General features: G+C 63.4%; 28 protein-coding genes. 11 read left to right on the forward strand and 17 right to left on the reverse strand.

Annotation, left to right across the window (positions count from 1 at the left end; genetic code table 11):
* Positions 1–222 precede the first annotated feature (222 nt).
* From KJP29_RS09125 to KJP29_RS09160, 8 genes are all read left to right on the forward strand, one after another.
* A complete protein-coding gene (locus tag KJP29_RS09125) occupies positions 223–534 on the forward strand; it encodes an ETC complex I subunit (protein WP_218463266.1) in 312 nt (103 codons plus the stop codon).
* A 120-nt stretch (positions 535–654) separates the two neighbouring features.
* Positions 655–1,995, forward strand: coding sequence for a proline--tRNA ligase (proS, locus tag KJP29_RS09130; protein WP_218463267.1), 1,341 nt, complete (start codon positions 655–657; stop codon positions 1,993–1,995).
* Positions 1,996–1,999: 4 nt separating this feature from the next.
* Positions 2,000–2,488 carry an HXXEE domain-containing protein gene (locus KJP29_RS09135; RefSeq protein ID WP_218463268.1) on the forward strand — a complete coding sequence of 163 codons (489 nt, stop codon included), beginning with the start codon at positions 2,000–2,002 and terminating at the stop codon, positions 2,486–2,488.
* Positions 2,489–2,553: 65 nt separating this feature from the next.
* Positions 2,554–3,048, forward strand: a complete 495-nt coding sequence (locus KJP29_RS09140) for a DUF2937 family protein (protein ID WP_218463269.1) — start codon at positions 2,554–2,556, stop codon at positions 3,046–3,048.
* A gap of 10 nt (positions 3,049–3,058) precedes the next feature.
* Positions 3,059–3,442 (forward strand): hypothetical protein, encoded by a 384-nt coding sequence (locus KJP29_RS09145; protein ID WP_218463270.1) that lies wholly within the window; start codon positions 3,059–3,061, stop codon positions 3,440–3,442.
* 105 nt (positions 3,443–3,547) lie between these two features.
* A complete protein-coding gene (locus tag KJP29_RS09150) occupies positions 3,548–4,834 on the forward strand; it encodes a lipoprotein-releasing ABC transporter permease subunit (protein ID WP_218463271.1) in 1,287 nt (428 codons plus the stop codon).
* Complete coding sequence (locus KJP29_RS09155) at positions 4,827–5,510, forward strand: ABC transporter ATP-binding protein (RefSeq protein WP_218463272.1); 684 nt, start codon at positions 4,827–4,829, stop codon at positions 5,508–5,510. The genes KJP29_RS09150 and KJP29_RS09155 overlap by 8 nt, the downstream gene beginning before the upstream one ends.
* 71 nt (positions 5,511–5,581) lie before the next feature.
* Complete coding sequence (locus tag KJP29_RS09160) at positions 5,582–6,049, forward strand: L,D-transpeptidase (protein WP_218463273.1); 468 nt, start codon at positions 5,582–5,584, stop codon at positions 6,047–6,049.
* A 5-nt stretch (positions 6,050–6,054) separates the two neighbouring features.
* Here KJP29_RS09160 and KJP29_RS09165 read toward each other — a convergent pair whose 3' ends face one another.
* The 6 genes from KJP29_RS09165 to KJP29_RS09190 form a co-directional block, all read right to left on the reverse strand.
* A complete protein-coding gene (locus tag KJP29_RS09165) occupies positions 6,055–6,498 on the reverse strand; it encodes a DMT family transporter (RefSeq protein WP_218463274.1) in 444 nt (147 codons plus the stop codon).
* Positions 6,499–6,903, reverse strand: coding sequence for a PaaI family thioesterase (locus tag KJP29_RS09170; protein ID WP_218463275.1), 405 nt, complete (start codon positions 6,901–6,903; stop codon positions 6,499–6,501).
* 44 nt (positions 6,904–6,947) lie between these two features.
* On the reverse strand, positions 6,948–7,454 hold the full coding sequence (locus tag KJP29_RS09175) for a hypothetical protein (RefSeq protein WP_218463276.1): 507 nt from the start codon (positions 7,452–7,454) through the stop codon (positions 6,948–6,950).
* 192 nt (positions 7,455–7,646) lie between these two features.
* Positions 7,647–10,232: an HWE histidine kinase domain-containing protein gene (locus KJP29_RS09180; RefSeq protein ID WP_218463277.1), complete on the reverse strand. Its 2,586-nt coding sequence runs from the start codon at positions 10,230–10,232 to the stop codon at positions 7,647–7,649.
* Between the two features lies 1 nt (position 10,233).
* The gene (locus tag KJP29_RS09185) at positions 10,234–10,854 is read right to left on the reverse strand and encodes a hypothetical protein (RefSeq protein ID WP_218463278.1); all 621 of its coding nucleotides are present in this window, start codon (positions 10,852–10,854) and stop codon (positions 10,234–10,236) included.
* A gap of 105 nt (positions 10,855–10,959) precedes the next feature.
* Positions 10,960–11,649 carry an exopolysaccharide biosynthesis protein gene (locus KJP29_RS09190; RefSeq protein ID WP_255553519.1) on the reverse strand — a complete coding sequence of 230 codons (690 nt, stop codon included), beginning with the start codon at positions 11,647–11,649 and terminating at the stop codon, positions 10,960–10,962.
* Between the two features lie 157 nt (positions 11,650–11,806).
* On the opposite strand from KJP29_RS09190, the gene KJP29_RS09195 reads away from it, so the two are divergent.
* Positions 11,807–12,301, forward strand: coding sequence for a pyridoxamine 5'-phosphate oxidase family protein (locus KJP29_RS09195; protein ID WP_218463279.1), 495 nt, complete (start codon positions 11,807–11,809; stop codon positions 12,299–12,301).
* A gap of 21 nt (positions 12,302–12,322) precedes the next feature.
* Here the strand turns inward: KJP29_RS09195 and KJP29_RS09200 are convergent, their stop codons facing one another.
* The 9 genes from KJP29_RS09200 to KJP29_RS09240 form a co-directional block, all read right to left on the reverse strand.
* A complete protein-coding gene (locus KJP29_RS09200; RefSeq protein WP_218463280.1) occupies positions 12,323–12,886 on the reverse strand; it encodes a hypothetical protein in 564 nt (187 codons plus the stop codon).
* A 125-nt stretch (positions 12,887–13,011) separates the two neighbouring features.
* Positions 13,012–13,362 carry a hypothetical protein gene (locus KJP29_RS09205; protein WP_218463281.1) on the reverse strand — a complete coding sequence of 117 codons (351 nt, stop codon included), beginning with the start codon at positions 13,360–13,362 and terminating at the stop codon, positions 13,012–13,014.
* 305 nt (positions 13,363–13,667) lie between these two features.
* On the reverse strand, positions 13,668–14,432 hold the full coding sequence (locus KJP29_RS09210) for a hypothetical protein (protein ID WP_218463282.1): 765 nt from the start codon (positions 14,430–14,432) through the stop codon (positions 13,668–13,670).
* 383 nt (positions 14,433–14,815) lie between these two features.
* Positions 14,816–16,768, reverse strand: a complete 1,953-nt coding sequence (gene parE, locus KJP29_RS09215; RefSeq protein ID WP_218463283.1) for a DNA topoisomerase IV subunit B — start codon at positions 16,766–16,768, stop codon at positions 14,816–14,818.
* A 655-nt stretch (positions 16,769–17,423) separates the two neighbouring features.
* Positions 17,424–18,086, reverse strand: coding sequence for a metalloprotease (locus KJP29_RS09220; RefSeq protein WP_218463284.1), 663 nt, complete (start codon positions 18,084–18,086; stop codon positions 17,424–17,426).
* A 70-nt stretch (positions 18,087–18,156) separates the two neighbouring features.
* The gene (truA, locus tag KJP29_RS09225) at positions 18,157–18,939 is read right to left on the reverse strand and encodes a tRNA pseudouridine(38-40) synthase TruA (RefSeq protein ID WP_218463285.1); all 783 of its coding nucleotides are present in this window, start codon (positions 18,937–18,939) and stop codon (positions 18,157–18,159) included.
* A complete protein-coding gene (locus KJP29_RS09230) occupies positions 18,939–20,018 on the reverse strand; it encodes a 5-(carboxyamino)imidazole ribonucleotide synthase (RefSeq protein ID WP_218463286.1) in 1,080 nt (359 codons plus the stop codon). Before KJP29_RS09230 ends, truA begins: the two co-directional genes overlap by 1 nt.
* Positions 20,011–20,499, reverse strand: coding sequence for a 5-(carboxyamino)imidazole ribonucleotide mutase (gene purE, locus KJP29_RS09235; protein WP_218463287.1), 489 nt, complete (start codon positions 20,497–20,499; stop codon positions 20,011–20,013). Before purE ends, KJP29_RS09230 begins: the two co-directional genes overlap by 8 nt.
* A 99-nt stretch (positions 20,500–20,598) precedes the next feature.
* A complete protein-coding gene (locus KJP29_RS09240; RefSeq protein ID WP_218463288.1) occupies positions 20,599–20,817 on the reverse strand; it encodes a YdcH family protein in 219 nt (72 codons plus the stop codon).
* 186 nt (positions 20,818–21,003) lie between these two features.
* Between KJP29_RS09240 and KJP29_RS09245 the strand changes: the two genes are divergently transcribed.
* Both KJP29_RS09245 and KJP29_RS09250 read left to right on the forward strand, forming a co-directional pair.
* Positions 21,004–21,414 (forward strand): Hsp20 family protein, encoded by a 411-nt coding sequence (locus tag KJP29_RS09245; protein ID WP_218463289.1) that lies wholly within the window; start codon positions 21,004–21,006, stop codon positions 21,412–21,414.
* An 82-nt stretch (positions 21,415–21,496) separates the two neighbouring features.
* A complete protein-coding gene (locus tag KJP29_RS09250) occupies positions 21,497–21,724 on the forward strand; it encodes a DUF1150 family protein (protein ID WP_218463290.1) in 228 nt (75 codons plus the stop codon).
* Between the two features lie 50 nt (positions 21,725–21,774).
* On the opposite strand, the gene arsB is transcribed toward KJP29_RS09250, so the two are convergent.
* Positions 21,775–22,788 carry an ACR3 family arsenite efflux transporter gene (gene arsB, locus KJP29_RS09255; protein ID WP_218464898.1) on the reverse strand — a complete coding sequence of 338 codons (1,014 nt, stop codon included), beginning with the start codon at positions 22,786–22,788 and terminating at the stop codon, positions 21,775–21,777.
* A gap of 151 nt (positions 22,789–22,939) precedes the next feature.
* Positions 22,940–24,643: a bifunctional sulfate adenylyltransferase/adenylylsulfate kinase gene (locus tag KJP29_RS09260; protein ID WP_218463291.1), complete on the reverse strand. Its 1,704-nt coding sequence runs from the start codon at positions 24,641–24,643 to the stop codon at positions 22,940–22,942.
* Positions 24,644–24,824: the final 181 nt, after the last annotated feature.

Consider the following 24,824-nt stretch of genomic DNA (forward strand, 5'->3'; position numbering starts at 1 on the left):
AAGGGTTGAGTTTTTTCTTGCGGCACGCGCCGGTCTTCCCTAGGTTGGACTGGCAAGCAGCAGACAGGCTGCCGGTCCTGGCGAACACCCACCCCACCCCACCCCTCGCTCCCTCGCCGGGACTGGCAGCCCATCTCCCCCCAAGGCCCTCGCGACGCGCTCTTTTCCCTTGCGCATCGCGGGGGTTTCTTCGATAAAACCGACGATCTAAGAGGAGTCGCCATGCCCGCTCGCATCTTCAAGCCCGCACGCAACGCCATGACATCCGGTCAGGCCCGCACCAAGCAATGGGTTCTGGAATTCACCAACGACGAAGCGCGCGACATCGACCCCCTCATGGGCTGGACCGGGTCCTCGGACACGCAAAGCCAGATTCGCATCCGCTTCTCGACCAAGGAAGCTGCGATCGCCTATGCGGCCGAGAAGGGGATCGAAGCGGTGGTAACCGAACCCCACAAACGTGCGCAGAACATCCGCAATGGCGGCTATGGCGAAAACTTCGCCACCAATCGTCGTCAGGTCTGGACGCACTAGGTCTCCGCGGCCGATCCCGATCCATTTCCCGGACAGGCGCCTTCGCGCCGCCCTTGTCGGCTGGCATCCCTCGCGCTAGGGATGCGCTGACCAGTTTCGGACCATATACACGAGGTTTCCATGCGCCTGTCCCGCTATTTCCTGCCGGTTCTGAAAGAGACGCCCTCCGAAGCGCAGATCGTCTCGCATCGGCTCATGCTGCGGGCCGGCATGATCAAGCAGGCCTCGGCCGGGATCTACGAATGGCTTCCCCTCGGGTTCAAGGTGCTGCGCCGGCTCGAGACCATCATCCATGAGGAACAGCAGCGCGCGGGCCATATCCCGATGCTGATGCCGGTTCTTCAGTCGGCCGACTTGTGGAAGGAATCCGGGCGCTACGATGCCTATGGTCCCGAGATGCTGCGGATGAAGGACCGGCACGATCGCGACATGCTGTTCTCGCCCACGGCGGAAGAGCTGTTCACGGATGTCGTCCGTTCCAACGTCACCTCCTACAAGGACCTGCCGCTCACGATCTACCAGATCCAGTGGAAATTCCGCGACGAGATCCGCCCGCGCTTCGGCGTGATGCGGGGCCGCGAGTTCCTGATGAAGGATGGCTACAACTTCGACCTGACGAAGGAGGACGCCCTTCACGCCTACAACCGGCATCTCGTGAGCTACCTGCGCACCTATGAACGCATGGGGCTTCAGGCGATCCCGATGCGCGCGGATTCGGGGCCCATCGGCGGTGATTATACCCATGAATTCCTCGTCTTGGCCGAAACCGGCGAGAGCGAAGTGTTCTATGACAGTGAGATCACCGATCTGACCTTCGGGGACCGCGAGATCGACTTTGACGACCGTGGCCAGTGTCAGGCCGTGCTCGAGGAATTCACCTCGCGCTATGCCCGAACCGATGAAACCCACGACGAAGCGGTCTTCGCCAATGTGCCCGAGGCGCGCCGTCGCGTGGCGCGTGGGATCGAGGTGGGGCAGATCTTCTATTTCGGGACCGAGTATTCCGAGAAGCTGGGCGCGACGGTCGCGGGACCGGACGGTGAAAAGATCACCCTTCACATGGGATCCCACGGCATCGGCGTGAGCCGCCTCATCGGTGCGCTGATCGAGGCGAACCATGACGACAAGGGCATCATCTGGCCCGAGGGCGTGACCCCCTTCCACGCGGGCATTGTGAACCTCAAACAAGGCGACGCAGCCACGGACGCGGCTTGCGAGGGCATCTACAAGGCGCTCGTGAAGGCGGGTCTCGATCCGCTCTACGACGACCGCGAGGAACGCGCCGGCGCGAAATTCGCCACCATGGACCTCATCGGTCTGCCCTGGCGGATCACGGTGGGCCCGCGCGGGCTTGGTAATGGCGTTGTCGAACTGACTTCGCGCCGCACCGGCGAGAGCGAGGAACTGACCCCCGACGCCGCCGTCGAGCGGATCAAGGCGATCTACGCCACGGTGCTTTGACCCCGTGGCACGACGCGGCGAACGGGAGGTCGACGCGGAGGGTTGGGGCATTCCTGCCGTCCTGACCACCGGCGCCTTCGTCATCCACAACGTCGAGGAACTGACGGGCCTGCCCGCGTGGCTGGCCCGGCTTCCACTGTCGGTCCTGCTGTCCGAACGCACGTTGTCCTATGCCATGGCGGGGCTCACGGTTCTGGTGTCTCTGGTCCTCCTGGGCACGCGTGCCCGCCCCGAGCACAGGCTGCTCCGCATCATGGCGGCCGCCGTTGCCGGAGCGCTCCTCGCGAATGTCGCGAGCCATCCGATCCTGTCCGCGCTCACCCGAAGCTACATGCCCGGCACGGGAACCGCACTCGCGCTGGTCCTGCCTGCGGCGCTCTGGCTCCTTTGGAGCCTCCCGTCGCCGCGTCTCTGGCCCGGTATGTTGGGGGCCGTTCTCATGGTGCCTGTCCTCTGCCTCGCCCTGTTCCTCGCAAGCCTCATCGCCGGCTGACCGTTTTTGCCTCTCTTGATTTGCGGCGGCGGAACCCGCACCCTGCCACCAAAAAAGGAGCAGTAATGTTCGTTCGCCTTCTCGCCTTCCTCGGCGGTCTCGCGGGTGCCTTGGCGCTTTCGCAATTTCCCGAGTTCTCGCAACAATACGTCCAGCGCCTGTCCGGTGCCGTGGACGAGCTTCGCGCGGTCACGCTCTTCGTCGACGGGGCTGCTGCCGCTGCGGGCCGCACGCGAGAAGAGGCGTTGGACGAGCTGCAATCCGGCAATTCCGCCCTGATCGCGGACATGGGGCAGGGGCTGGCCGAACGGGTGAACCGCTATGAGCGATTGCGCGCCGACTATGACGTGCTGCGCCCGGCCGATCCGCTCATGCGCCTCGCGCGGTTCTATCGCATCCGCGACCCGGAGCTTGTGCAGCGGACCTGGGACCATTATCAACCCGCCGTGCCGGTCACCCTGGATGGCGTCATCACGGCGGGGATCGGATTCATTATCGGCTGGCTGGCCATTCGTGCGGTGTTCTCCGTGCTCTTGTGGCCGATCCGCCGTTTCGCGTGAAAGGACGCCCATGCACCGCAAGATGCGCTTCGCCCTCGTTTCGGCCGGCTTGCTGTTTCTCCTGCCCCTGTTGCTCGGCATCCTGAAGGCCAGCGTCTTCTGGCTTTTCGCCGTGCTCGCCGTCTTCGTCTTCAACGCGATCCTCGGGGCGACCCGGGTGAAACGGTTCAACGGGATCAAGGGCATCCTGCCGATCCTCGGGACCCAGACGATCATGATCGTGATCTTCTACCTCATCGGTCGCTTCGTGAACCTCGTCGCCGTCTCGGGCGACCGGGTCGAGCTTACCCCGATGTGGTTCGCCATTTTCGCCGTGATCGCCATTGCCGCCATCGGCACGGGTCTCGTCGCCTCGGCGCCCGAAAAGGCCGACGCCGCGAAGGAAACTGCCTGAGCCGCCACACGCCGGCGTGAGGGGCGGGGCGCTTGACCTTTGGCGCGCCTGCCCACAGGGTCTCGCGCGACCGCGCCGGATGTCGCGCCAGTTGAGGAGCCGCCCGTGGCCGAAACGACCGCCCCCTTTTCCCGCTTCGAATGGATGATCGCCTGGCGCTACCTGCGGGCCCGGCGGGCCGAGGGCGGCGTGTCCACGATGACGTGGATTTCGCTGATCGGGATCACGCTGGCCGTCGCCGCGCTGATCATCACGCTCGCAGTCCGCACCGGCTTCCGGGCGGAGTTCGTCGATACGATCCTTGGCGCCAATGCCCATGTCACCGTCTACACGGCGGGCGAGGTGACGGCGTCGGGCAATCTCGACCAGACGATCAGCGACTTCGACGACTGGGCCGCGCGCATCGCCGAGGTGCCCGGCGTCACCCGTGCCGCGCCGCTCATCAAGGGCCAGGTCATGGCCAACAGCCGCGACCGCAACACCGGCGTGCAGGTCTTCGGCATCCGTCTGGACGACCTCAGGTCGATCCCTCGCGTGGCCGATCCGACCACGGCGCAGGGCAGCATCGAGGAGTTCGAGCGTGGCATCGCCATCGGATCGGGCGTGGCGCGCGACCTTGGCCTGACGCTTGGCGACAAGATCAAGATCATCTCGCCAAACGGCGTGAAGACGGCCTTCGGGGTCAGCCCGCGCGTGAACGTCTATGACGTGACCTTCATCTTCTCGGCAGGCCGCTACGACATCGACTCGACGCGGGTCTACCTGCCTTTCGAAGAGGCTCAGGTCTTCTTCAACAAGGAGGGCGTGGCCGACGAGATCGAGGTCATGACCCGCGACCCCGACCGGATCGACGACTTCGTCCTTCCGATTCTTCAGGCCGCCGGGCCGGATGCCATCGCCTGGACCTGGCAGGACAGCGCTGGGGCCTTCCTCAAGGCGCTGGAGATCGAGGACAACGTGATGTTCGTGATCCTCTCGGTCCTCGTGCTTATCGCCTCCATGAACATCGTCTCGGGCCTGATCATGTTGGTCAAGAACAAGGGCCGCGACATTGGTATCCTGCGCACCATGGGGCTGACCGAAGGGTCAGTGCTCCGGGTCTTCTTCCTCTGCGGTTCGCTCACCGGGATCGTCGGCACCATTGCGGGCGTCATCGTCGGAGTGCTTTTTGCCATCTACATCGACCCGATCTTCGCCCTCGTCGATTATGTCTCGGGCGGCGGGGTCTGGGACCCATCGGTGCGCGGGATTTACGCTTTGCCCGCGAAACTGGAGCTGCCCGACGTGCTGTCGGCCGTGGCCATGTCGCTGGGCCTGTCCTTCATCGTGACCATTTTCCCGGCGCGGCGCGCGGCGCGGATGAACCCGGTGGAGGCGCTGCGTTATGAGTGAGGCCCTGAAGCTCGAAAAGATCGAAAAAGGCTACAATTTGGGCGAACCTGGTGAGGTTTCGGTCCTGAAAGGTGCGAATATTGCAATTGAGCGCGGCGAAGTGGTCGCCCTTGTGGCGCCCTCAGGGGCTGGCAAATCGACGCTCTTGCACATCGCGGGGCTGCTCGACACGCCGAGCGCCGGCACCGTCACCATCGGGGGCGAGGACGTGACCCGGCTGTCCGACCGACGCCGCACGGCGCTGCGCCGCTCGAAGATCGGGTTCATCTACCAGTTTCACCATCTGCTGCCGGAATTCTCGGCGCTCGAGAATATTGTCTTGCCGCAGCTCGCCAACGGCGCGGGGCAGGGCGCAGCCCGGGCGCGAGCCAAGGAACTGCTCGCCCGCGTCGGGGTCGATCATCGGTCCGACCACCGCCCGGCCGAGTTGTCCGGGGGTGAACAACAGCGCGTGGCCTTCTGCCGGGCGCTCGCCAATGCGCCCGAGGTCCTGCTCGCGGACGAGCCCACGGGGAACCTCGATCCCGAGACCTCGGACCGGGTGTTCGGTGCCCTCATGGAGCTTGTGCGCGACACCGGTCTCTCGGCCCTCATCGCCACACACAACATCGAGCTTGCCCACCGGATGGACCGGGTCGTCCGGCTTGACGCAGGCGTGATCGCCCCCTTCGCCTGATCGGCGAGAATCCGCTTGCGGGAATCGTTTGTGCCCCTAACCATGGGGGCATTGCGAAGGGGATAGTCTGCATGTTGTTGAATTTGTTTCGTGGCTCCGCCGCCTGCCTCGGCGTGGCCCTTGGTTTCCTGACCGCGCCCGCATTGGCCGACGAGGTCTTTTCAAGCTCCAGCGCAAGGAACATGGTCGTCGTCCGAGTCGACGTGTCCGAGCAGAAGCTGACGGTCATCCAGAACGGTGTCCGGCTTTACGACTGGCCGGTTTCGACCGCCCGGACCGGCAAATGGACCCCGCGCGGCACCTTCCAGCCGCAGTGGTTTTCGCCAGATCATCGGTCGTCGAAATACAACAACGCTCCGATGCCGTGGTCGGTCTTCTATTCGGGCGATTACGCGATCCACGGGACCGATGCGGTCGGGCGTCTGGGAACGCCCGCCTCCGCCGGCTGCGTGCGGCTTTCGCCCGAGAACGCCAAGACGCTCTATTCCCTGATCTTCGAGACGGGGAAGAAAGACACCTTCATCGTCGTTCAGGACTGAGGGCGCTAGGCCCGCTGCGCGATCCAGACGCCGACGGCCATGACGGCGATTCCGACCGTTCGCGACAGGCTCAGCGGTGACAGCCGTGCGCCGAAGAGCCCGAAATGGTCGATGACCGCGGCAGAAACCAGCTGGCCCAGCAGCACGAAGAAGACCGCGTTGCCGACGCCGAAGCGCGGCGCGACGAAGGTAATCGACAGCACATAGAACGCCACGAAGAGCCCGGCGGTGAACAGGTGCTTCGGCGCCTCGCCCAGCCGGGACAGCGCACCGGGGCCCGTCACCAGGGCCGCCACGATCCCGACGATCAGCGCCACGCCAAAGAGGACGACGCCGGTGGCGAAAGGGTTGCCGATCTTCTGGCCAAGGGCCGCGTTCAGAGCCGCGAGGATGGGAATCCCCATGCCTGCGAGCAGCATCGTAAGCGCGTAGCCACCATTTCCGGACATTCAGGGCACCATATAGGTTGCGGTCGCCGTCGCCACGTCTTTCTCCGACGGCTTGGCGACGATCTCGGCCCGGGTGAAAACCACTTTGGACCCGGCGCGCACCACGAGCGCTCGGCAGGAAATCCGCTCGCCCGCGCCGGGGCGCAGGAACTGCAGATCGAGGTTGGTCGTGGCCACGGGTTTGAACTCCTTGAAGTGGCCCGCGCAGGCAAAGACCATCGCCGTGTCGGCCAAAGCCGCGATCGCCTGACCCGACACGATCCCGCCGACACGCGCGATCTCCGGGGTGACCGGCATGGACAGCGTCGCACCGGAACAGCACAGGCTGTCGATCCTGAGGTCGAGTGCGCGAACCCAAGGGGCAAACATGTCGTCCAGGATCTGATGCGCGGTTTCGGGTGTCATGGGCGCAGATTGCGCGGCGGCTTTGCCCTATGCAAGGGGGGGTGTTACCGGCTTCGGTCCTCTGTGTCCGTACTGCCGTCCAGAAGGACCTTCAGCGTATCGAGCGCGGACATGGCCCGTTCCGCCGCCTCTTCGAGTTCCTGCGCCAGGGCGTCAGCCCGGTCCCCTTCGACCCCGCGGCGCACCATCCGCGCGGCCGAGGCGCTGGCGCTCACCATGTTGGTCAGGCTGTGGCGGACACGGCGCAGCCCCTCCTGCCGGCTGTCGTGATCGGTCCCCGGCTCGGCCCGGCGCGACAGGACGAGCGCGCGGCCCATATGATCTCCATCGCGGAGCGCATGGCATTCCACCGCCCATTCGACGCCGTTGACCACCGCAAGAAACCGACCGACCGCGCCGGAAAAGGCGTCGTCCAGCGCCGATTGCGCGGCGGGCCGGTCCATGTCCTGAAAGAGCGTCGTCACGTTTGTCCCGAGGGCACCGTCCTCAGACGTGCCGAAAGCGGTCAGCGCCTCACCGTTCACGGCGAGGATGCGACCCTCCCTGTCCACGATTTTCGCGCAAACTTGTCCGGGGCCTTGCGCAAGGTCCCCCGCGTATCGATCTGTGGTCCCCGTCACACCGCGTCCCCGGCTTTACCGGCAGGGTCGGGGAGATCCCGCCGGTTAGTCTTGAATCACCATTCCCCGACAGGGGCTAACGTAACCGATATGTGACTCTCGTCAAGGACAAGTGAGACCGTGTCATTCACCCGCGCCGTGGGGAAGAACCTGTTGCAACGCACTGCGCAGACTGTCGTTCGAGAAAGGCTTCTGCACCACGGGACAGGGAGGGTAGATCGCGCGGATGTCGTCGGTTTCGCCATAGCCCGTTGACAAGATGAAAGGAGTATCAAGCTCGACCAACCGTTCCGCCACCGCGACACTCTGCTCGTCGCCGAGGTTCACGTCGAGCAGAGCGAAAGAGAAGCGCTCGGATTCGATCATGTCGAGTGCCTGAGAGACAGATGAAGCGATACGAACAGTCTCTGCTCCGAAATCCTCGAAAATACCTTGGGCATCCATCGCGATGATCAGCGTATCCTCGACGATCAGCCCTTTCCCCGACAGCCGGAACGCGACGTTTGCGTTTCGGTCGACCGCCGAGGGGGCGGTGTCCGCCTCGGCCGGGTCGACAAAACGCGAGATATGGGCAGGAGGAATGCGGAAATGCGCCTCCACTCCTGTGAGCTTGTAGTCGATCCGGGCGTCGCCGCGAAGTTCGTGCGGCACCGACCGCTCGACGATGGTCGATCCGAAGCCGCGCCGTTTGGGCGGGCTCACGGGCGGTCCTCCGCGTTCGACCCAGTCAAGCGTGAGCCCCCCGGCGGCATCTTCGCGCAGGGTCACGATCACCTTGCCCGTGCTGTCGCAGAGTGCGCCGTATTTGATCGAGTTGGTCGCCATCTCGTGCAAGACAAGCGCCATGGTCGTATAGGCCGCCGGCGTGATCGCAGCATCGGTACCGTCGATCAGGACCCGCTCGGATTTCAAGTTGGCATAGGCCTCGAACTCGGTGCGGATCAGGTCGTGGATCGGAGCCGGTTCCCAGCGTTCGCGGGTCAGCTGGTCATGCGCCCGGGCGAGCGAATGGATCCGCCCGTCCAGCCGTTCGGTGAAATCCTTCACCGTCTTCGCGCCTTCCTTCGACTGCGACACGAGCCCCTGCATGAGGTTGAGGATGTTGCGCACCCGGTGGTTCAGTTCCGAGATCAGAAGCTGTTGCTGTTCCTGCGCGCGGCGGCGTTCCTCGGCGGTGGCGTCCGTGACTTTGAGAAAGATCTCCAGAAGCACCACGCGGATATGTTCGGCAGCATGTTTGGAATGCGCGGACCAGGGCGCCGATTTGCCTTCGACGGTCTCTTTCCACAGCTCGAAGCTCTTGCGCGGGGTCAGGCGGGTCCCGTTCGGGCCCACCGTCACCGCCTTGTTCGGATCCCCGGCCCAATGCACGCTGTCGGTCACAGGCCGACGACACAGGACGAGGTAATCGCGAGGACGCTTCGAGATCGGGATGGCGAGGATCCCGGCGCAGCGCTGCGCATAGTCGGCCGCGTCGGGCACATGTCGCGACAGTTGTTCTGCCGCGAAGACGCCCGTTCCCGCCGAGCGGTCGAGCATCCGGGCGACAAAGCGGAATTCGTCTTTGGTGGGCGTGGAGCCGGTCGAATGAAACTCGTCGTTTTGGAAAAGCACCAGCCCGTCGTGCGGGATGACCCGTTCGATATCGTCCGACAACGACAGAAGACTTTCCGTCAAGGGCTGTCCATCCGCCATTTGCGCCATGATCAGGGTCTGAAGGCGGCTTGTGTCCTCCTGTGCCTGCTGGCGTTCGCGGCTTTCGAACTGGCCAAGCTCGAAGGAAAAGAGATGCCCGAACATCTCGACCGCCGTGCGCCGCTCGTAGTCGATGTAATAAGGGGAATCGTGGTGACAGGCGAACAGTCCCCAAAGTTCGCCATCCTTCATGATCGACACCGACATCGACGCGCCGATGCCCATGTTCTTGAGATACTCGATATGGATCGGCGACACCGCTCGCGTCACCGCGAGCGAGAGGTCCAGAGGCGTTCCGTCTGCATCCACGCCGGGCAGGATCCGTGCCCCGTCGTCGTCGATGTCCGCGATCAGCCGAAGGAGGCTGCGCTTGTAGAGGGCGCGCGCCTGAACCGGGATGTCGGAGGCGGGGAAGTTGAGGCCGAGATAGCGCTTCTCCCCGTCGGCCCGGTCCTCGGCAATGACCTTGCCGGAGTGGTCCGGCTGGAACTCGTAGACCATCACGCTGTCGAACCCGGAAATCGCCCGAAGGCCGCGCGCCGCGTCCCGCGCCAGCCGCTGAATGTCGTGCCTGGTGTCGATCCGGCGGATATGGGGATAGACCTCGCTCATGACGTCTGTGCCCCGAACGCCCGATTTCGGTTCGAACTCAAGGATCAGGTAACGCCCCGACTGGTGCATCGACAGGTCGCAGAGCTTGCCGTTGTCGCGCAGCATGACGCCAAAAAGCCGCACCGCCTGCTCCCGCAGGTCCGAGGTCCGCAGGCCGCCCCGGATCCGCGCGAAAGCGTCGGATACGACGAGTTCCGAGAGCGGCTGTCCCAGGGCGTCTTCGACGTCCACGCCGAGGATTTCGGGCAGGTTCTCGGACGCGTGCTGAACGATCCAGTCCGCCGAAAGCGCGACGAGAGCGCCATAGGATTGCACCCGACCCAGAATATGGATCGGCTCGCGGTCGCAATTGGTCAGATCGATGGGATCGCCGGGCTGTGGAGCAGGAGTCGTCAAAGCCATGTCAGTGGGCGGCGCTCCATTCGGGGTCCGGGCGTGTCCCGGGTGGCCTTGCCGCATCTGACAGCGTCATATGCGCGGCGCGCGCGAAAAGGTCGAACCCGTTTGCCACGTCGGCGGTGACGGCCTCGGCCAGGGGCGAGGTGGGCGCGATCCGGTCGAGCCGCGCACAGACCATGCGCCAGGCTTCGGTGCTTCCCATCTGGCGGAAGTGACGCGGCATCGGGTCGACACCGGCCGCTGCGACCCGACGACGAATGACCTCGGTCCCGAGGCGCGCGCCCAGAAGGATATAGTCCACCGCGACCGGGTGCAGCCGCAGGTCATGCATCAGCACGGGCGGGTTCAGGCCTCGCCGGGCGCAATCGGCATCGAGATCCGCGATCATTTGGCCATAGAGGCCCTGGTGGCTTGGCCCGAAGCCTTCCGCCCGAGCCATGACGAGTGCGGCGATCCCGACCCGCTGGGCGCAAAGGTAGGCGCTCACATGCGCCGCCGGATCGGCCAGGAAATCGGCAAAGATCGCCTCCGTCCGGTCATGCGCCTGACGAGAGGCCCGTCGTAGCATCATGCGGAACCCCGGCTCGTGAGTCTCCGCTGCTCCGTTCGCGAAATGATTGGTCATGTGATTTCCCGTGTGTCCCACGTGCTTTAACGCAGGACCCTTAACCCGGTTCCAAGATGCATGAAAAAATCTTCCCACGACAGAGACTTCCCGGTCTGCCGCGGATCAGGTGATCACCATATTGACGAGGTAGAAGAGGCTACCGAGCGACAGGAAGCCCAAGAGCACCAACAAGCCGTCGCGGGTGACCATCGCGACCGAGAGAAAGGCGATCATCATGCCCACCATGGACGAGGTGAAGGGCACGAACTCCATGAGCGGCATGACCGCGCCGCCCATCACGCAGAGGACCTGCAGGAGGTAGAGGAACGGTGGATTGACCAGTGGCGTCAGTCGTTCCTTGGTGATCCGGTCCATCCATGCCGCCACGGGATCGAGCCAGTCGAGCGTTTTCTCCAGTTTCTCGCGCGACACCGCGCGGCGCATGAGCCAGCCCGGCAACCAGATGTGATCTCGCTGAACCAGCATCTGCATGGCGACGAGCGCGATGGTCAATCCGCAGATCGACGACAGGAGCGGAATGCCACTTGCCGGGGTCACGATGACGAGCGCGGGAAACATGATGAGCGGTGCGAAGCTCGCCCGGCCAAGGGCCGCGACCACTTCGCCCAGCTTCACGTCGCCGTCATGAAGGGCCTTGCGTGCCCGGCCAAGGATGCCGCAGACGCTTTCAGGGCGCAAAGCGCTCTGGGTCGGACCCGGCTCTGCGCCCGGACCGTCATCGGTGATGCCTGTTCCGTCCATCGCAGGTTGAACCGCCAAGATGGCACGGCGGTTCCCGCGCCTCAGTCGCATTCTCACCCTCCCGCGCGTCACACCGGCCCAATTCGGCGGTCGGGCTCGTGGCAGACGGCGGGTCGCCGCCAAAGGCGCCACCCTTGCGACAGGCTGGCACGACAGACCGGAACAGCGCCCGCGTCACCGGCGTTGGCCCCGCGAAAGGAGACACATCATGTCAGATCTCAAGAAAGCCAAGACCAACCCGCAGGAGGTCTTCTGGGGCACCGTGAAGGACACCCGCTTCGGGATGCTGTCGGTGGCCGACAATGCCCAGCACCCCCAGCCCATGACGCATTTCGTCGACGAGGACGCCCGGGCGCTTTGGTTCCTCACCTCGAAGGACACCGATCTTGCCCGCGCGCTCGCCGGTCCGAAACAGGCGTGGTTCACGGTCACCACCAAGGGTCAGGACGTGCAGATCAGCGTGAAGGGGCTCCTGGAACAGGTGCAAGACCCGGCCAAGGTCGAAGAGCTCTGGAACCCGGTGGTGGGCGCCTGGTTCGACGACAAGGACGACCCCAAGATCGCGCTCCTGCGCCTGTCGCTCGACAATGCGGCGATCTGGGCCTCGACGGATTCTTCCTTCGTCTTCGCCTGGGAGATCGCCAAGGCGCATGCCAAGGACGAGGAGCCCGACGTCGGCACCCACACAATCGTCACCTTCTGATGTGACGCTCCGAGCGACCCGTCAGCGGAACGGGTCGCTCTTGCCGCTTCCCCCGGTGGAGAAGGGATCGCCCGTCGCCTTCAGGTAGCTGTCAGTGCAGGCCACGACCTCGTTCACCGCCAGCCGCGTGCCGCGGAGCGAGAAGTTGCCAAGCTCGGACCCCTGATAGGTCCAGACCATCTTGTTCGAGGCCTGGAATTCCTCGATGAAATTGCCCGCGCTGTCGCTCACCGCCGGCCAGACGTTATAGATGCCGCGCCGGCCTTCGACGTTGGCGCCATACATCGTCAGGTCCCAGGGCGTGCGCCGGTCGAAGCGCACGACCACGTCGTATTCGTCATCCTCGACGATGGAATTCCAATGATCGTTCAGGATCGCCACCTGAAGCCCCAGTTCGTCCCCCGTGGCATCCAGCCCAAACAGCACGAAACTGTCGTTGTCGTATTCCGCCACCGCCGAACAGGCGTTGAACGAGGGGAAGAACGCGACGTCCCACCAACCCACGGTTTTCCAATGCGTCGTTTGCGCAAAGGCCGGGGCGGCCATCAAACCAAGCGCCGCCAGACCCATACGAAGGCTCACCATCCCGAATACCCCTTCTCTCAAATCCCATGGCCCCATGTTAGCAAGGGTCGCAAGGAACGCAAAAGGGGTAAGTCGCGAATTGGGCGGCGCGGATCGGGCCGCGGCGCCCTGCTAGGTGATGGCACTCAGTCGTCGGTCAGAAACTCGCTCACGATCCCGATGGCCTGCACCACGATCGCCGTGTCGCGGTAGACTTGATAGATCTCGTCGTCGCGTTCGACATAGATCTGGTTTGCGGGCAGGACGGGTAGGTCGTAACGCTCCGGGTGTTCGATGACGACGTAGTCGGTCAGCACATTTTGCTGCACGATCACCGGCTGGCTTCGCACCACCTGCATCTTCTTCTGGTGTCCCGGCGGGATCTTCCCCACGCCCCACCCCGTGCCATTGTTGTGACCCGGGTTCGCGAAGGCGGCAGGTGCGGCGAGGGCCAAGGCGAGCGCCGAGAGCACGACCGTCTTGTTCAGTCTGGACATGACGTCCTCCTATAGTTGTGTCGGTTGATTAACGCATCCCGGCCGCGCGGGTTCAGAGCGGGCTTCCGCTGATGGCAGGGACCCGCTCACAGTCCATGGAGCGACCTGAAGGCCGGGGCCGGAGACCTACTTCGCGGCCGCCGCATAGCCATAGCCGCTCCCATCCACCGCATGTTCGACGGACCCCGCCACGGCAAAGGTGGCGGCGGCGAGCAGGATGGCGGCAAAGGGCCCGGCGATATGCATGGTGGCTGTCTCCTGTTGGGTGTCAGGAGAACGCGGGGGAGGGTGCGGGGGTTCCGGAGTTAGAGTTTTTCGTTTGTCCTATTAGCCACCTTCAACATAGCTATTGCTCTACCAAGCTTTGAATCTAGCTCCGCAAGGTCGGACCATAAGACTATTCTCTGGTTCGAGAGATCAAAAGGAATTTCTTCAGGATTAGATGCAACCAGAACGACATCCTTTCCGAGTGCATGCGCAATCCCTATTTCATAAAAAACATTTGGATTTCGCCCATCAATGTTTGCAACAATGAACTCAGAAGTCAAAATCTGTCTTACGATGTACTTCAAGAGATTAGATTGAATCGTAACCTCGTCTCCGCGGGTTACGCGTAGTCCAATATCCGTGAGCGTATTTCTGATAGTAACATACGTCTCTTGGAAACGAGGATGCAGAGGCGTAAGCACGAAGCATTTCTTTTCTTCAACCAACAGGGATGCGGCGTCTATGCCCATGTCAGCGAGAAAGTTATGGGCTGCAATGACAGATTGCCCTGCGTCGCGCGGGCCCTGTGTTGTCGAACTAACTTGACCATCTGCTGCCTCAAGCAGCAAGCCGTTTACATCTTTCCAGCGATTGTTAGTGGCCGTCATCTTTTCAGTTGCTTCGTAGACCTTATTCTCAAGTGAGCGCCTCATTATTTCAATTTCCAACTTTAGGCGCTCTCCTTCGTAACGACTGCGCCGATACGAACTCAATGCGAAAACCGCGACAAACAAGCTTAATGCAAAGAGTGAAGTTGCAGTGAGCAAGCTGCGAATATTTTCACTTTCAAACAATAACTGCATTAGCGTGCTCCGATTTGGGATATAGTCGCCAGAAGCATAGTTGCGGCGATCATAAAGGCGGGAACTGCTACGAAAGCTGAGGTGTACATTCTTTCGGTGTCGAATGCAGTGACGCTCTTTTTCCAGAGGAGCACGACCACAGCGGTGAGGACCATGAAGACCACTAATAGTGGGATGAATTCGTTGTCGCCGTCTGTATCACCTATTGCAAGGCCACAAGTCATCGAAGTTGCCAAAAGGCATACGTCAACTGGCACCTCGAGTATACCTCTTACCCAGTCTGGTAGCGAAGTTTCACGATCAATTGCGACTTTGAATACGAAGGATACTACGATTAATGCTATGGCTATCCAAGTGTTATTATCCAAGAAAGATACTCCCCCTCAAACATCCAGCTCCTCAACGAACCGCGCGTTCTCCTGAATATACTGGAACCTGAGCTCCGGTTTCTTGCCCATGAGCCGCTCGACCAGATCGCCGGTCTCGCCCGGCTCGTCCTCGTCGATGGTCACGCGGATCAGCTTGCGGGTCGCCGGGTCCATGGTCGTGACCTTCAGGTCCTTCGCGTCCATTTCGCCCAGACCCTTGAAACGCTGCACGTCGATCTTGCCCTTGCCGCCGAGCCCGACCTCGAGCATCCGGTCCTTCTCGAGGTCGTCCGCGACATAGAGACGCCGCGCGCCCTGGGTCAGGCGGTAGAGCGGCGGGCAGGCGAGGTAGAGGTGGCCCTGGTCGATGAGCGGGCGCATCTGGGTGAAGAAGAACGTCATGAGCAGCGAGGCGATATGCGCCCCGTCCACGTCGGCGTCGGTCATGATGATGATCTTGTCATAGCGCAGGTCGTCCACGAGAAACTTGGTGCCCATCGACACGCCGAGCGCCTGACAGAGGTCCGAAATCTCGGCGTTGGAGCCCAGTTTGTTCGACGCCGCCCCGAGCACGTTCAGGATCTTGCCCTTGAGCGGCAGGAGCGCCTGCGTCTTGCGGTCCCGCGCCATCTTGGCCGAGCCACCGGCCGAGTCGCCCTCGACGATGAAAAGCTCGGTGCCCTCGCGGTTGGTGGCCGAACAGTCGACCAGTTTGCCGGGCAGGCGCAGCTTCTTGGTCGCGGTCTTGCGCTGGGTTTCCTTTTCCTGCTTGCGCCGGAGCCGTTCCTCGGCGCGCAGGATCAGGAAATCGAGGATCGCGCCGGCGGATTTGGTGTCGGCGGCGAGCCAGTTGTCGAAGTGGTCGCGCACGGCGCCTTCGACCATCTTGGCGGCCGATTCCGACGAGAGCCTGTCCTTGGTCTGCCCCACGAAGGCCGGGTCCCGGATGAAGGTCGACACCAGCGCACAGCCGCCCGTGAGCATGTCGTCGCGGGTGATCTGGGCGGCCTTCTTGTTGCCGACGAGCTCGCCATAGGCGCGGATGCCCTTCAGGATCGCGGACCAGAAGCCCGCGACATGGGTGCCGCCTTCGGGCGTGGGGACGGTGTTGCAGTAGGACTGGATGAACCCGTCTTTCGCGGGGGTCCAGTTGATCGCCCATTCGACGTAACCGGGCTCGTTGAACTTCTCGCGGAACTCGACCTTGCCGGAAAAGCCGCTGTCGGAATAGGTGGAGGCCCCGCCCATCGTTTCCTTCAGGTAATCGGCCAGACCGCCGGGGAAGTGGAATACGGCCTCGGTCGGCGTCTCGCCATCGTCGATCTCGGACTTCCAGCGAATCTCGACCCCGGAGAAGAGATAGGCCTTGGACCGGGCGAGGGTGAAGAGCCGCTTGGGCTTGAACCGGTGCGAGCCGAAGATCTGCTCGTCGGGGTGGAATGTCACCGAGGTGCCGCGCCGGTTGGGAGCCGCCCCGACCTTCTCCACACCGCCCTGCGGGATGCCGCGGGAGAAGCGTTGCTCGAAGAGCTTCTTGTTCTTGGCCACCTGCACCACCAGCAGGTCAGAGAGCGCGTTCACCACCGACGAGCCGACACCGTGCAGACCGCCCGAGGTCTGATAGGCCTTGCCGGAGAATTTGCCGCCCGCGTGGAGCGTGCAGAGGATGACCTCCAGCGCCGATTTGCCGGGGAACTTCGGGTGCGGGTCGATCGGGATGCCGCGCCCGTTGTCCGTCACCGTGACGGAATAATCCGCATGAAGGATGACCTCGATCCGGTTGGCGTGCCCTGCGACGGCTTCGTCCATCGAGTTGTCGAGGATTTCGGCCACCATGTGGTGCAGCGCCCGCTCGTCGGTGCCGCCGATATACATGCCAGGACGCTGCCGAACCGGCTCCAGCCCTTCCAGCACCTCGATGGATGAGGCGTCATAGGTGTCCGCCGCATTCGTCAGAAGGTCGTTCATACCGCTCGCCTCTCATTGTTTGCGGCATTATGACATTCGGGCCGGTGATGGGGAAGCAGCTTTGCCCCATTTCGCGGGGGCGTCCCGATGCCGCGATTCGAGCGCTGACAAGGGCGTGTGTTTCTATCTCATGGTCATTTTTTGGCAATGCGTGGATCTGTTCTCGAAATGGCGACAAACCCCAATGAAATAAGGACAAAATGGGGCACACTTGTGCTTTTTCCTTGCCGAAATGGGGCGCTCGTGGGACAAATTTCCTGTCGCAGCGGGTGGCTAGGGGGTCTGGCACCGATCGCGACGGGCCTTGGGATCGCTCTCGACGGGCGGGGACGGGCCGAAGGAAGGACAGCGACGTTTCCATGCGGAACGACAGGCATCTCCCAGGATGCAATGGGTCGGTCAGGACCCGCAGTCGTGACACAGGGAAAACCGAAATGCTGGTGAGTGGCCAAAGCCGGTGGGTCGACCGGACAGGCCAGACAGGCGTCGGGGGGCGTCTGGTGGACGAGCCGAAGGGACCGGGGGGAACCTTCGGAGACTCGCCCGGTGGGGGCAGATAGAGGCCGGACCGGTTGGTCCGGCCTTTCTCTTTGCATTGCGCTGTGGGTGCCGGGAGGCAAGGTTCACCGCGTACCGACCCGCTGGTCCGTTCTTCCTAGTGACCTTCGCGAAACATCTGCCAGTGACGCGCGACATTGGGGATGAAGAGCAGGAAGAAAAACGACCCGCCAAAGATCGCAAGTGCCACCCAAAGCGCCCAGAGCACGCAGACCACAAGCCCCACGAAGCCCGCGACGCGATGCGCCGGTCGACCGGGAAGGAACCGCAAGAGCCCGAGAAGCGTGAGCCGTCCGCCGTCCAGTGGCAGGACCGGCAGCATGTTGAAGATCGCGAGAAACAGGTTCAGCGAGGCACCGACATAAAGCCCCCAGGCCAAGGGCCCGCTGGCCATCGGGGCGACGAGCGACAGGATGGCCCAGAGGGCGAGGTTCACGACCGGACCCACGGTGGTGACAAACTCGTCTTCCCGCCGCGTCAGCGCACGTCCCGGGCGGCAATAGCCGCCGCCCCCGAAGACCACGACCTCACGCACCGGAATGCGTTGCACCTTGCAGGCCCAGGCGTGGCCAAGCTCGTGCAGAACGATCGAGATCATAAGGATCAGGAAGGTCGCGAACTGATAGACGAGCATCCGTCCGCCGCCGCCGGCGCCGATCCCGACCCAGATCAGCGCGAGGAATATGACCGAGGTGCGCACCTCGACGTTGAACCCGATGATCGGCGCCCGGAAGGAAAAAAGGTTGGTGTCGGAAAACATTGGCGGTCGCTCGTCATGACTGTCCCGGCGAGACCCTAGACCCTGCCGTGGTCCAAGGCCAGACGGCGCTTCAGAGGTCGTCGCGCGAGTTGAAGGGGTCCGCCGGGTAGGTGACGCCGTCTAGGTAGAGCCCCTCGGGTGGGCAGACCGGGCCACAGGCGGCGCGGTCGCGTGCATCGAGCGCGGCGCTCACTTCGTCGGGCGACCATGCGCCTGCGCCGACGCGTTCCAGGGTGCCGACGAAACTGCGCACCTGATTGTGCAGGAAGGATCGGGCGCGCACGTGGAACCGGAACTCGGTGCCACCGGGGTAGGGGAGCACCTCGACGCGCAATTCATCGAGTGTCTTCACCGGGCTCTCCGCCTGGCACATGGTCGAACGGAAGGTCGTGAAATCGTGCCGGCCGATGAGCCGGTCCGCCCCGGCCTGCATGGCGTCGCCGTCCAGTTCCTGCACCACCCGCCAGCAATTGCCCGCGTCATGCACCAGCGGCGCCCGGCGGCTGACCAACCGGAACAGGTAGCGCCGCTCGATGGCCGAAAACCGGGCATGGAAGTCGTCATCGACGCGCGCGCAGGCGACGATCGCCACCGGATCGGGTTTCAAGTGGAAATTGAGCGCCTCGGACAATCGGAACGGGTCCCAGTCGCGGGTCATGTCGCAATGCGCGACCTGTCCCAGAGCGTGCACCCCGGCATCCGTGCGACCGGCCGCGGCGATCGACGGCACGTCGCGGTCGAGCTTGGCCAGCGCGGCCTCGACCGCGCCCTGCACGGATGGCTGATCCTTCTGGCGTTGCCATCCGGCGAAGGGCGCACCGTCGTATTCGATTTTCAGCGCATAGCGCGGCATCAGTCGCCCGCTGGTCCGGTGACGCGGTTCACATGCCCCATCTTGCGTCCGGGTTTCACCTCGGCCTTGCCATAGAGGTGAAGCGCATTGTCCGGATCATCGGCAAGCTCCGGCACCCGGTCCATGTCGTCGCCAATGAGATTGGTCATCACGACGTTCAACTGGCGCCGTCCATCGCCCAGTGGCCAGCCGGCGACGGCGCGGATATGCTGCTCGAACTGGTCGACGGCACAGCCGTTCTGGGTCCAATGGCCCGAGTTATGGACTCGTGGCGCGATCTCGTTCACGATGAGGCCCTTGTCCGACACGAACATTTCGACCCCCATGACCCCCACATAGTCGAGCTTTTCCAGCACTTTTCGCGCAATGTTGCGAGCTTCATGGGTCGCCATCGCGCCTAGCCGCGACGGCACGGTCGTGGTGTCGAGGATACCGTCCTTGTGCACATTCTCGCCCGGCTCGAAGGCGGCGAAAGCACCGGACTGCGACCGCGCGGCGATGACGCTTACCTCGTAGTCGAAGTCGACGAATCCCTCCAGAATAGCGGGGGCCCCGTTCATGTCGGCCAGCGCCTGCGCCGCGTCTTCCGGAAATTTCAGCCGCGCCTGACCCTTGCCGTCATAGCCGAAGCGCCGCGTCTTGAGGATCGCGGGCGTGCCGATCTCGGCAATGGCTTCCGCCAGGTCGACCTCGTCGTCCACGGCGGCATAGGGGGCGACCTGAAGGCCCAGTTCAGAGAGAAAGGTTTTCTCGATCAGCCGGTCCTGCGACACCCGAAGCGCGTTGCGACCGGGCCGCACCGGACGGATTGCCTCCAGCACGTCGAGGGCGGCAGTCGGGATGTTCTCAAACTCGAAGGTGATCACGTCTACCGACTCGGCGAAGCGCTTCAACGCCTCGTGGTCGTCGTAGTCCGCCTGTAGATGGAAATTCGCCACGTGGCTCGCCGGGCAATCCCCTCCCGGCTCGAAGATTGCCGTCTTGAACCCAAGCCGCGAGGCCGCGACCGACAGCATCCGGCCCAGTTGTCCGCCCCCGAGAATGCCGATGACGGCGCCTGTCTTCAGAACCTCACTCATCGGCAGGCTCATCCGGGATCGATGCTGAAAGCGCCTCGCGCCAGTCGTCCAGCCGCGCGGCAAGGTCCGGGTCCGACAGCGCGAGGATGCCGGCCGCCATGAGCCCGGCATTCGCTCCGCCCGCCGCCCCGATCGCCATGGTCGCGACCGGGAAACCCTTGGGCATCTGGACGATGGAATAAAGGCTGTCGACACCCGAGAGCGCCTTCGTCTGCACCGGCACGCCGATCACCGGCACCCGGGTCTTCGAGGCCATCATGCCCGGCAGATGCGCCGCCCCACCGGCGCCCGCGATGATCACGTGCAACCCCCGCTCGACCGCGCTCTTGCCGTAGGACCAAAGCCGATCCGGGGTTCTGTGCGCGCTGACGATCCTGGCCTCATAGGGCACGCCCAGTTCGTCCAGCACTTCTGCGGCAAGTTTCATCGTGGGCCAGTCTGACTGGCTTCCCATGATGATGCCGACTTTCACGTCACTCATTGGGGATACTCCGTGACAACGGGAATTAGGCGGGCTTTATACGCGCCTCACCCCCATGCGCAATGCGGGCTGAAGACGTCCCGGGCACCTGGGACGGCCTCAGGCGATGATATCGGGGGTCAGCTGGTCCTCCAGCCGGGCGATCTTGTCCTTCAGGACGAGTTTCTGCTTCTTGAGCCGCCGAAGAGAAAGCTGGTCCGCGCGGCCGGTGTCCTCGAGTGCCGTGATCGCATCGTCAAGGTCGCGGTGTTCGCGGCGCAGCACCTCGAGCTCCACACGCAGGACCTCTTCGTGCTGCATCTTCTCGGCATTGGACATTTCGGGTGAGTCTCTTTCCTGATCGTGCGCGCAATCTAGCGATCCGGCCTGATTTTTCAAAGGTTTTGAACGGTAGAGGACACTTGCAGCGACAGTGCCCCACACCCATATTGCAACCGAGGGTCGCCGATCACGGGGCCTTTTTGACAAGTCTCACACTCAGGTCGCTTGGTAAAGGACGTGACGATGACGAAAATGACGCTGGGGGCGCACCCCTATCTTCTGGGCTTCGAACAGCTTGAACGCATGGTCGAACAGGCAGCGAAAAGCGGCGAAGGCTATCCTCCGTTCAACATCGAACAGGTGTCCGACCGGGGCTACCGGATCACGCTCGCCGTGGCCGGCTTCGCCGAAGACGACCTGTCCGTGACGGTCGAGGACCGCAAGCTCGTCGTGCGCGGGCGGCAATCCGACCGGGACGAAGGGCGTGTCTTCCTGCATCGTGGTATCGCCGGGCGACAGTTCATGAAGAGTTTCGTTCTGGCAGATGGCGTCGATGTGTCCGGCGCCACAACCGAAAACGGGCTGCTCCATATCGACCTCGAGCGGGCCGAACCGGAAACCGTGATCCAGACCATCACCATCAAGAAAGGGTGAGAAAGCCCTCCGAAAGGGGAGCAATTCACCACTGACGCGCGTTGAGGAGGAAACGCCCCTCAGCGCAGGAAAGGAGTGCGTCATGACTATTGAACAGTATACCGAAGCCCCTCAACCCGATGCGATCGTCTATGTCCGGTCGGTGGCGGTGACAGAACTGCCCGCCGAACTGCGTCCGCAGGTTGAAGGGATCAACACGATTTACGCCGTGCACTCGGCAGACGGCGAACGCCTCGCGCTGGTGCGGGACCGGGAGATGGCCTTCGTGCTTGCCCGGCAGAATGAACTTGCGCCGGTGTCGGTGCACTGAAGCTTGCATGACGGGGCGGCATTGCCGCCCCGGTCGCTAACGTCGCAAGGCTAAGTCGTCGCGAAGCGCCCGCGGGTCCGGTTGACGAAGGCCACGAGCGACAACATCACCGGCACCTCCACAAGCACGCCGACCACCGTCGCAAGAGCTGCACCTGAATTCAGTCCGAACAGGCTGATCGCGACGGCCACGGCCAGCTCGAAGAAATTCGATGTCCCGATCAGTGCGCAAGGCGCGGCGATCCGGTGCGGCACCCGCAGGACATACGCGGCACCATAGGCCAGCGCGAAGATCCCGTAGCTCTGGATGAGGATCGGCACCGCGATGAGCGCGATCACGAAAGGCTTGTCGAGGATCACCTCGCCCTGGAGCCCGAAGAGGATCGCGACCGTGACCACCAGCCCGATCCCCGACCACGGCGCCACGCGGGTGCCGAAGGCCGCGATCCGGTCCTTCGTGCGCAAGATCCGCCGCGTGATCAGCCCCGCCATCAAGGGCAGGAGCACATAAAGCACCGTCGCAAGCACCAGTGTCTGCCAGGGCACGGCGATCTCGGTCACGCCCAGGAGCAGCGCGACGATGGGCGCGAAGGCCACCACCATGATCAGGTCGTTCACCGAGACTTGGACCAGCGTGTAGGTCGCGTCGCCCCGGGCCAGTTGCGACCAGACGAAGACCATCGCGGTGCAGGGCGCGGCGCCGAGCAGGATCAGCCCCGCGATGTATTGCGCGGCGTCTTCGGGGGTGATCCAGCGGGCAAAGACATGCTCGAAGAAGAGAACCGCGAGAAGCGCCATCGTGAAGGGCTTGATCAGCCAGTTGACCACGAGCGTGACGATCAGCCCGCGCGGCTGTCGTGCGATGCCGGCCACGGCGCCGAAGTCGACGCCCACCATCATCGGATAGACCATGGCCCAGACCAGCACCGCGACGACAAGGTTGATCGAGGCGACCTCGGCCCGCGCCACCGCTTCGACGACGCCCGGCGCGACGATGCCAAGCGCGATGCCGCCCGCCATGGCGAGGGCGACCCAAAGCGTCAGGAAACGGGCGAAGGTGCCCATTGGTGCAGGGCTGTCGGCGGAAGTGGTCATGGGGCAGGAATACCGCAGCGCCCGCTTGGCGCAACCACGAAAGGGGGCAAGGTTGAGGCGGCCCAAAGGAAAAAGGCCGGGATGCTGCCCCGGCCTTGATCCGACTGTTCGCAGTCCGGTCTTAGCCGGCGATGAGCCCCATCGACTCGAGCTTCAGGATCACCTGATGGGCGCAGTTGTCCACGTCCACGTTCTCGGTCTCCACCCGCAGTTCCGGGTTTTCCGGCACGTCGTAGGGGTCAGAGATGCCGGTGAATTCCTTGATCTTGCCTTCGCGGGCCAGTTTGTAGAGACCCTTGCGGTCACGCCGTTCGCATTCTTCGATGCTGGTCGCCACGTGGACCTCGACGAAGGCACCGTAGTTCTCGATCCCCTGCCGCACCAGCCGCCGGGTGGTGGCATAGGGTGCGATGGGGGCGCAGATCGCGATGCCGCCGTTCTTGGTGATCTCGGAGGCGACATAGCCGATCCGCTGGATGTTGAGGTCGCGGTGCTCTTTCGAGAAGCCAAGCTCGCTCGACAGGTTCTTGCGCACGATGTCACCGTCAAGCAGCGTCACCGGACGGCCGCCCATCTCCATCAGCTTGACCATGAGCGCGTTGGCGATAGTGGATTTGCCCGAGCCGGAGAAGCCGGTGAAGAACACCGTGAAGCCTTGCTTGGAGCGCGGCGGTTTGGTGCGGCGCAGTTCCTTCACCACCTCGGGGAAAGAGAACCACTCGGGGATCTCCAGACCCTCGGCGAGACGCCGGCGCAGTTCGGTCCCGGAGATGTCAAGGATCGTGTCGCCCTCGGGCACTTCGGAAACGGGGAAATATTGCGCCTTCTCCTGCACATAGACCATGTGCTTGAAGTCGACCATTTCGACGCCGATTTCGTCCTGATGCTTGGCGAAGAGCTCCTGAGCATCATAGGGGCCGTAGAAATCCTCGCCCTTGGAGTTCTTGCCGGGGCCGGCGTGATCGCGGCCCACGATGAAGTGGGTGCAGCCGTGGTTCTTGCGGATCAGACCGTGCCACACTGCCTCACGCGGACCGGCCATGCGCATGGCGAGGTTCAGAAGGCTCATCGAGGTGGTCGAGGCCGGGTATTTGTCCAGCACCGCCTCGTAGCAGCGCACGCGCGTGAAGTGATCCACGTCGCCGGGCTTGGTCATGCCGACGACCGGGTGGATCAGGAGGTTGGCCTGTGCTTCCTTCGCGGCACGGAAGGTCAGCTCCTGATGTGCGCGGTGCAGGGGGTTGCGGGTCTGGAAGGCCACGACCTTGCGCCAACCCAGCTTGCGGAAATAGGCACGCAGCTCGTTCGGCGTATCGCGGCGACCGCGGAAGTCATAGTGAACCGGCTGCTGGATGCCCGTTACGGGGCCGCCGAGGTAAACCTTGCCTGCCTGATCGTGAAGATAGGCCACGGCAGGGTGGGCGATGTCGTCGGCGCCAAAGACCTTCTCGGCTTCCTTCGCCTTGTTGGGCACCCAGTTGTCGGTGACCGTCATCGTGGCGAGGATCACGCCTTCCTGATCGCGGAGGGCGATGTCCTGGCCTTCCTCGATCTTGGCGGCGAACTCCTCGGACACGTCGAGCGTGATCGGCATCGGCCAGAGCGTGCCATCCGCCAGACGCATGTTGTCGACGACCCCGTTGTAATCCTCTTCCGACAAGAACCCCTTGAGCGGGTTGAACCCGCCGTTCATCAGAAGCTCCAGATCGCAGATCTGGCGCGGCGACAGATCCCAGGACACGAGTTCGCCCGCTTCGACCTTCAGCTTCTGGGCGCTTTCATAGGAGACATAGAGTTCGGGGATAGGTGCGAGGTTTGGCAACATGCGTCAAAGGCCTTTTTGTTCATCGTCCCAGGCCCGATCCAGCCGGGCCAATTTTTCTGGCATGTAGGCGCGGTGCCCTTGAAAAGGCAAGAGAAGCAGGGGGTGGGCTCCTGAAATCAGTCAAAAATGCCGCGATGCAGCAACGCAGTGGCACACATGTTTCGCCCTCTGCCCGGAAATT

Source organism: Maritimibacter sp. DP1N21-5 (genome assembly GCF_019218295.1).
Lineage (GTDB): Bacteria > Pseudomonadota > Alphaproteobacteria > Rhodobacterales > Rhodobacteraceae > Maritimibacter.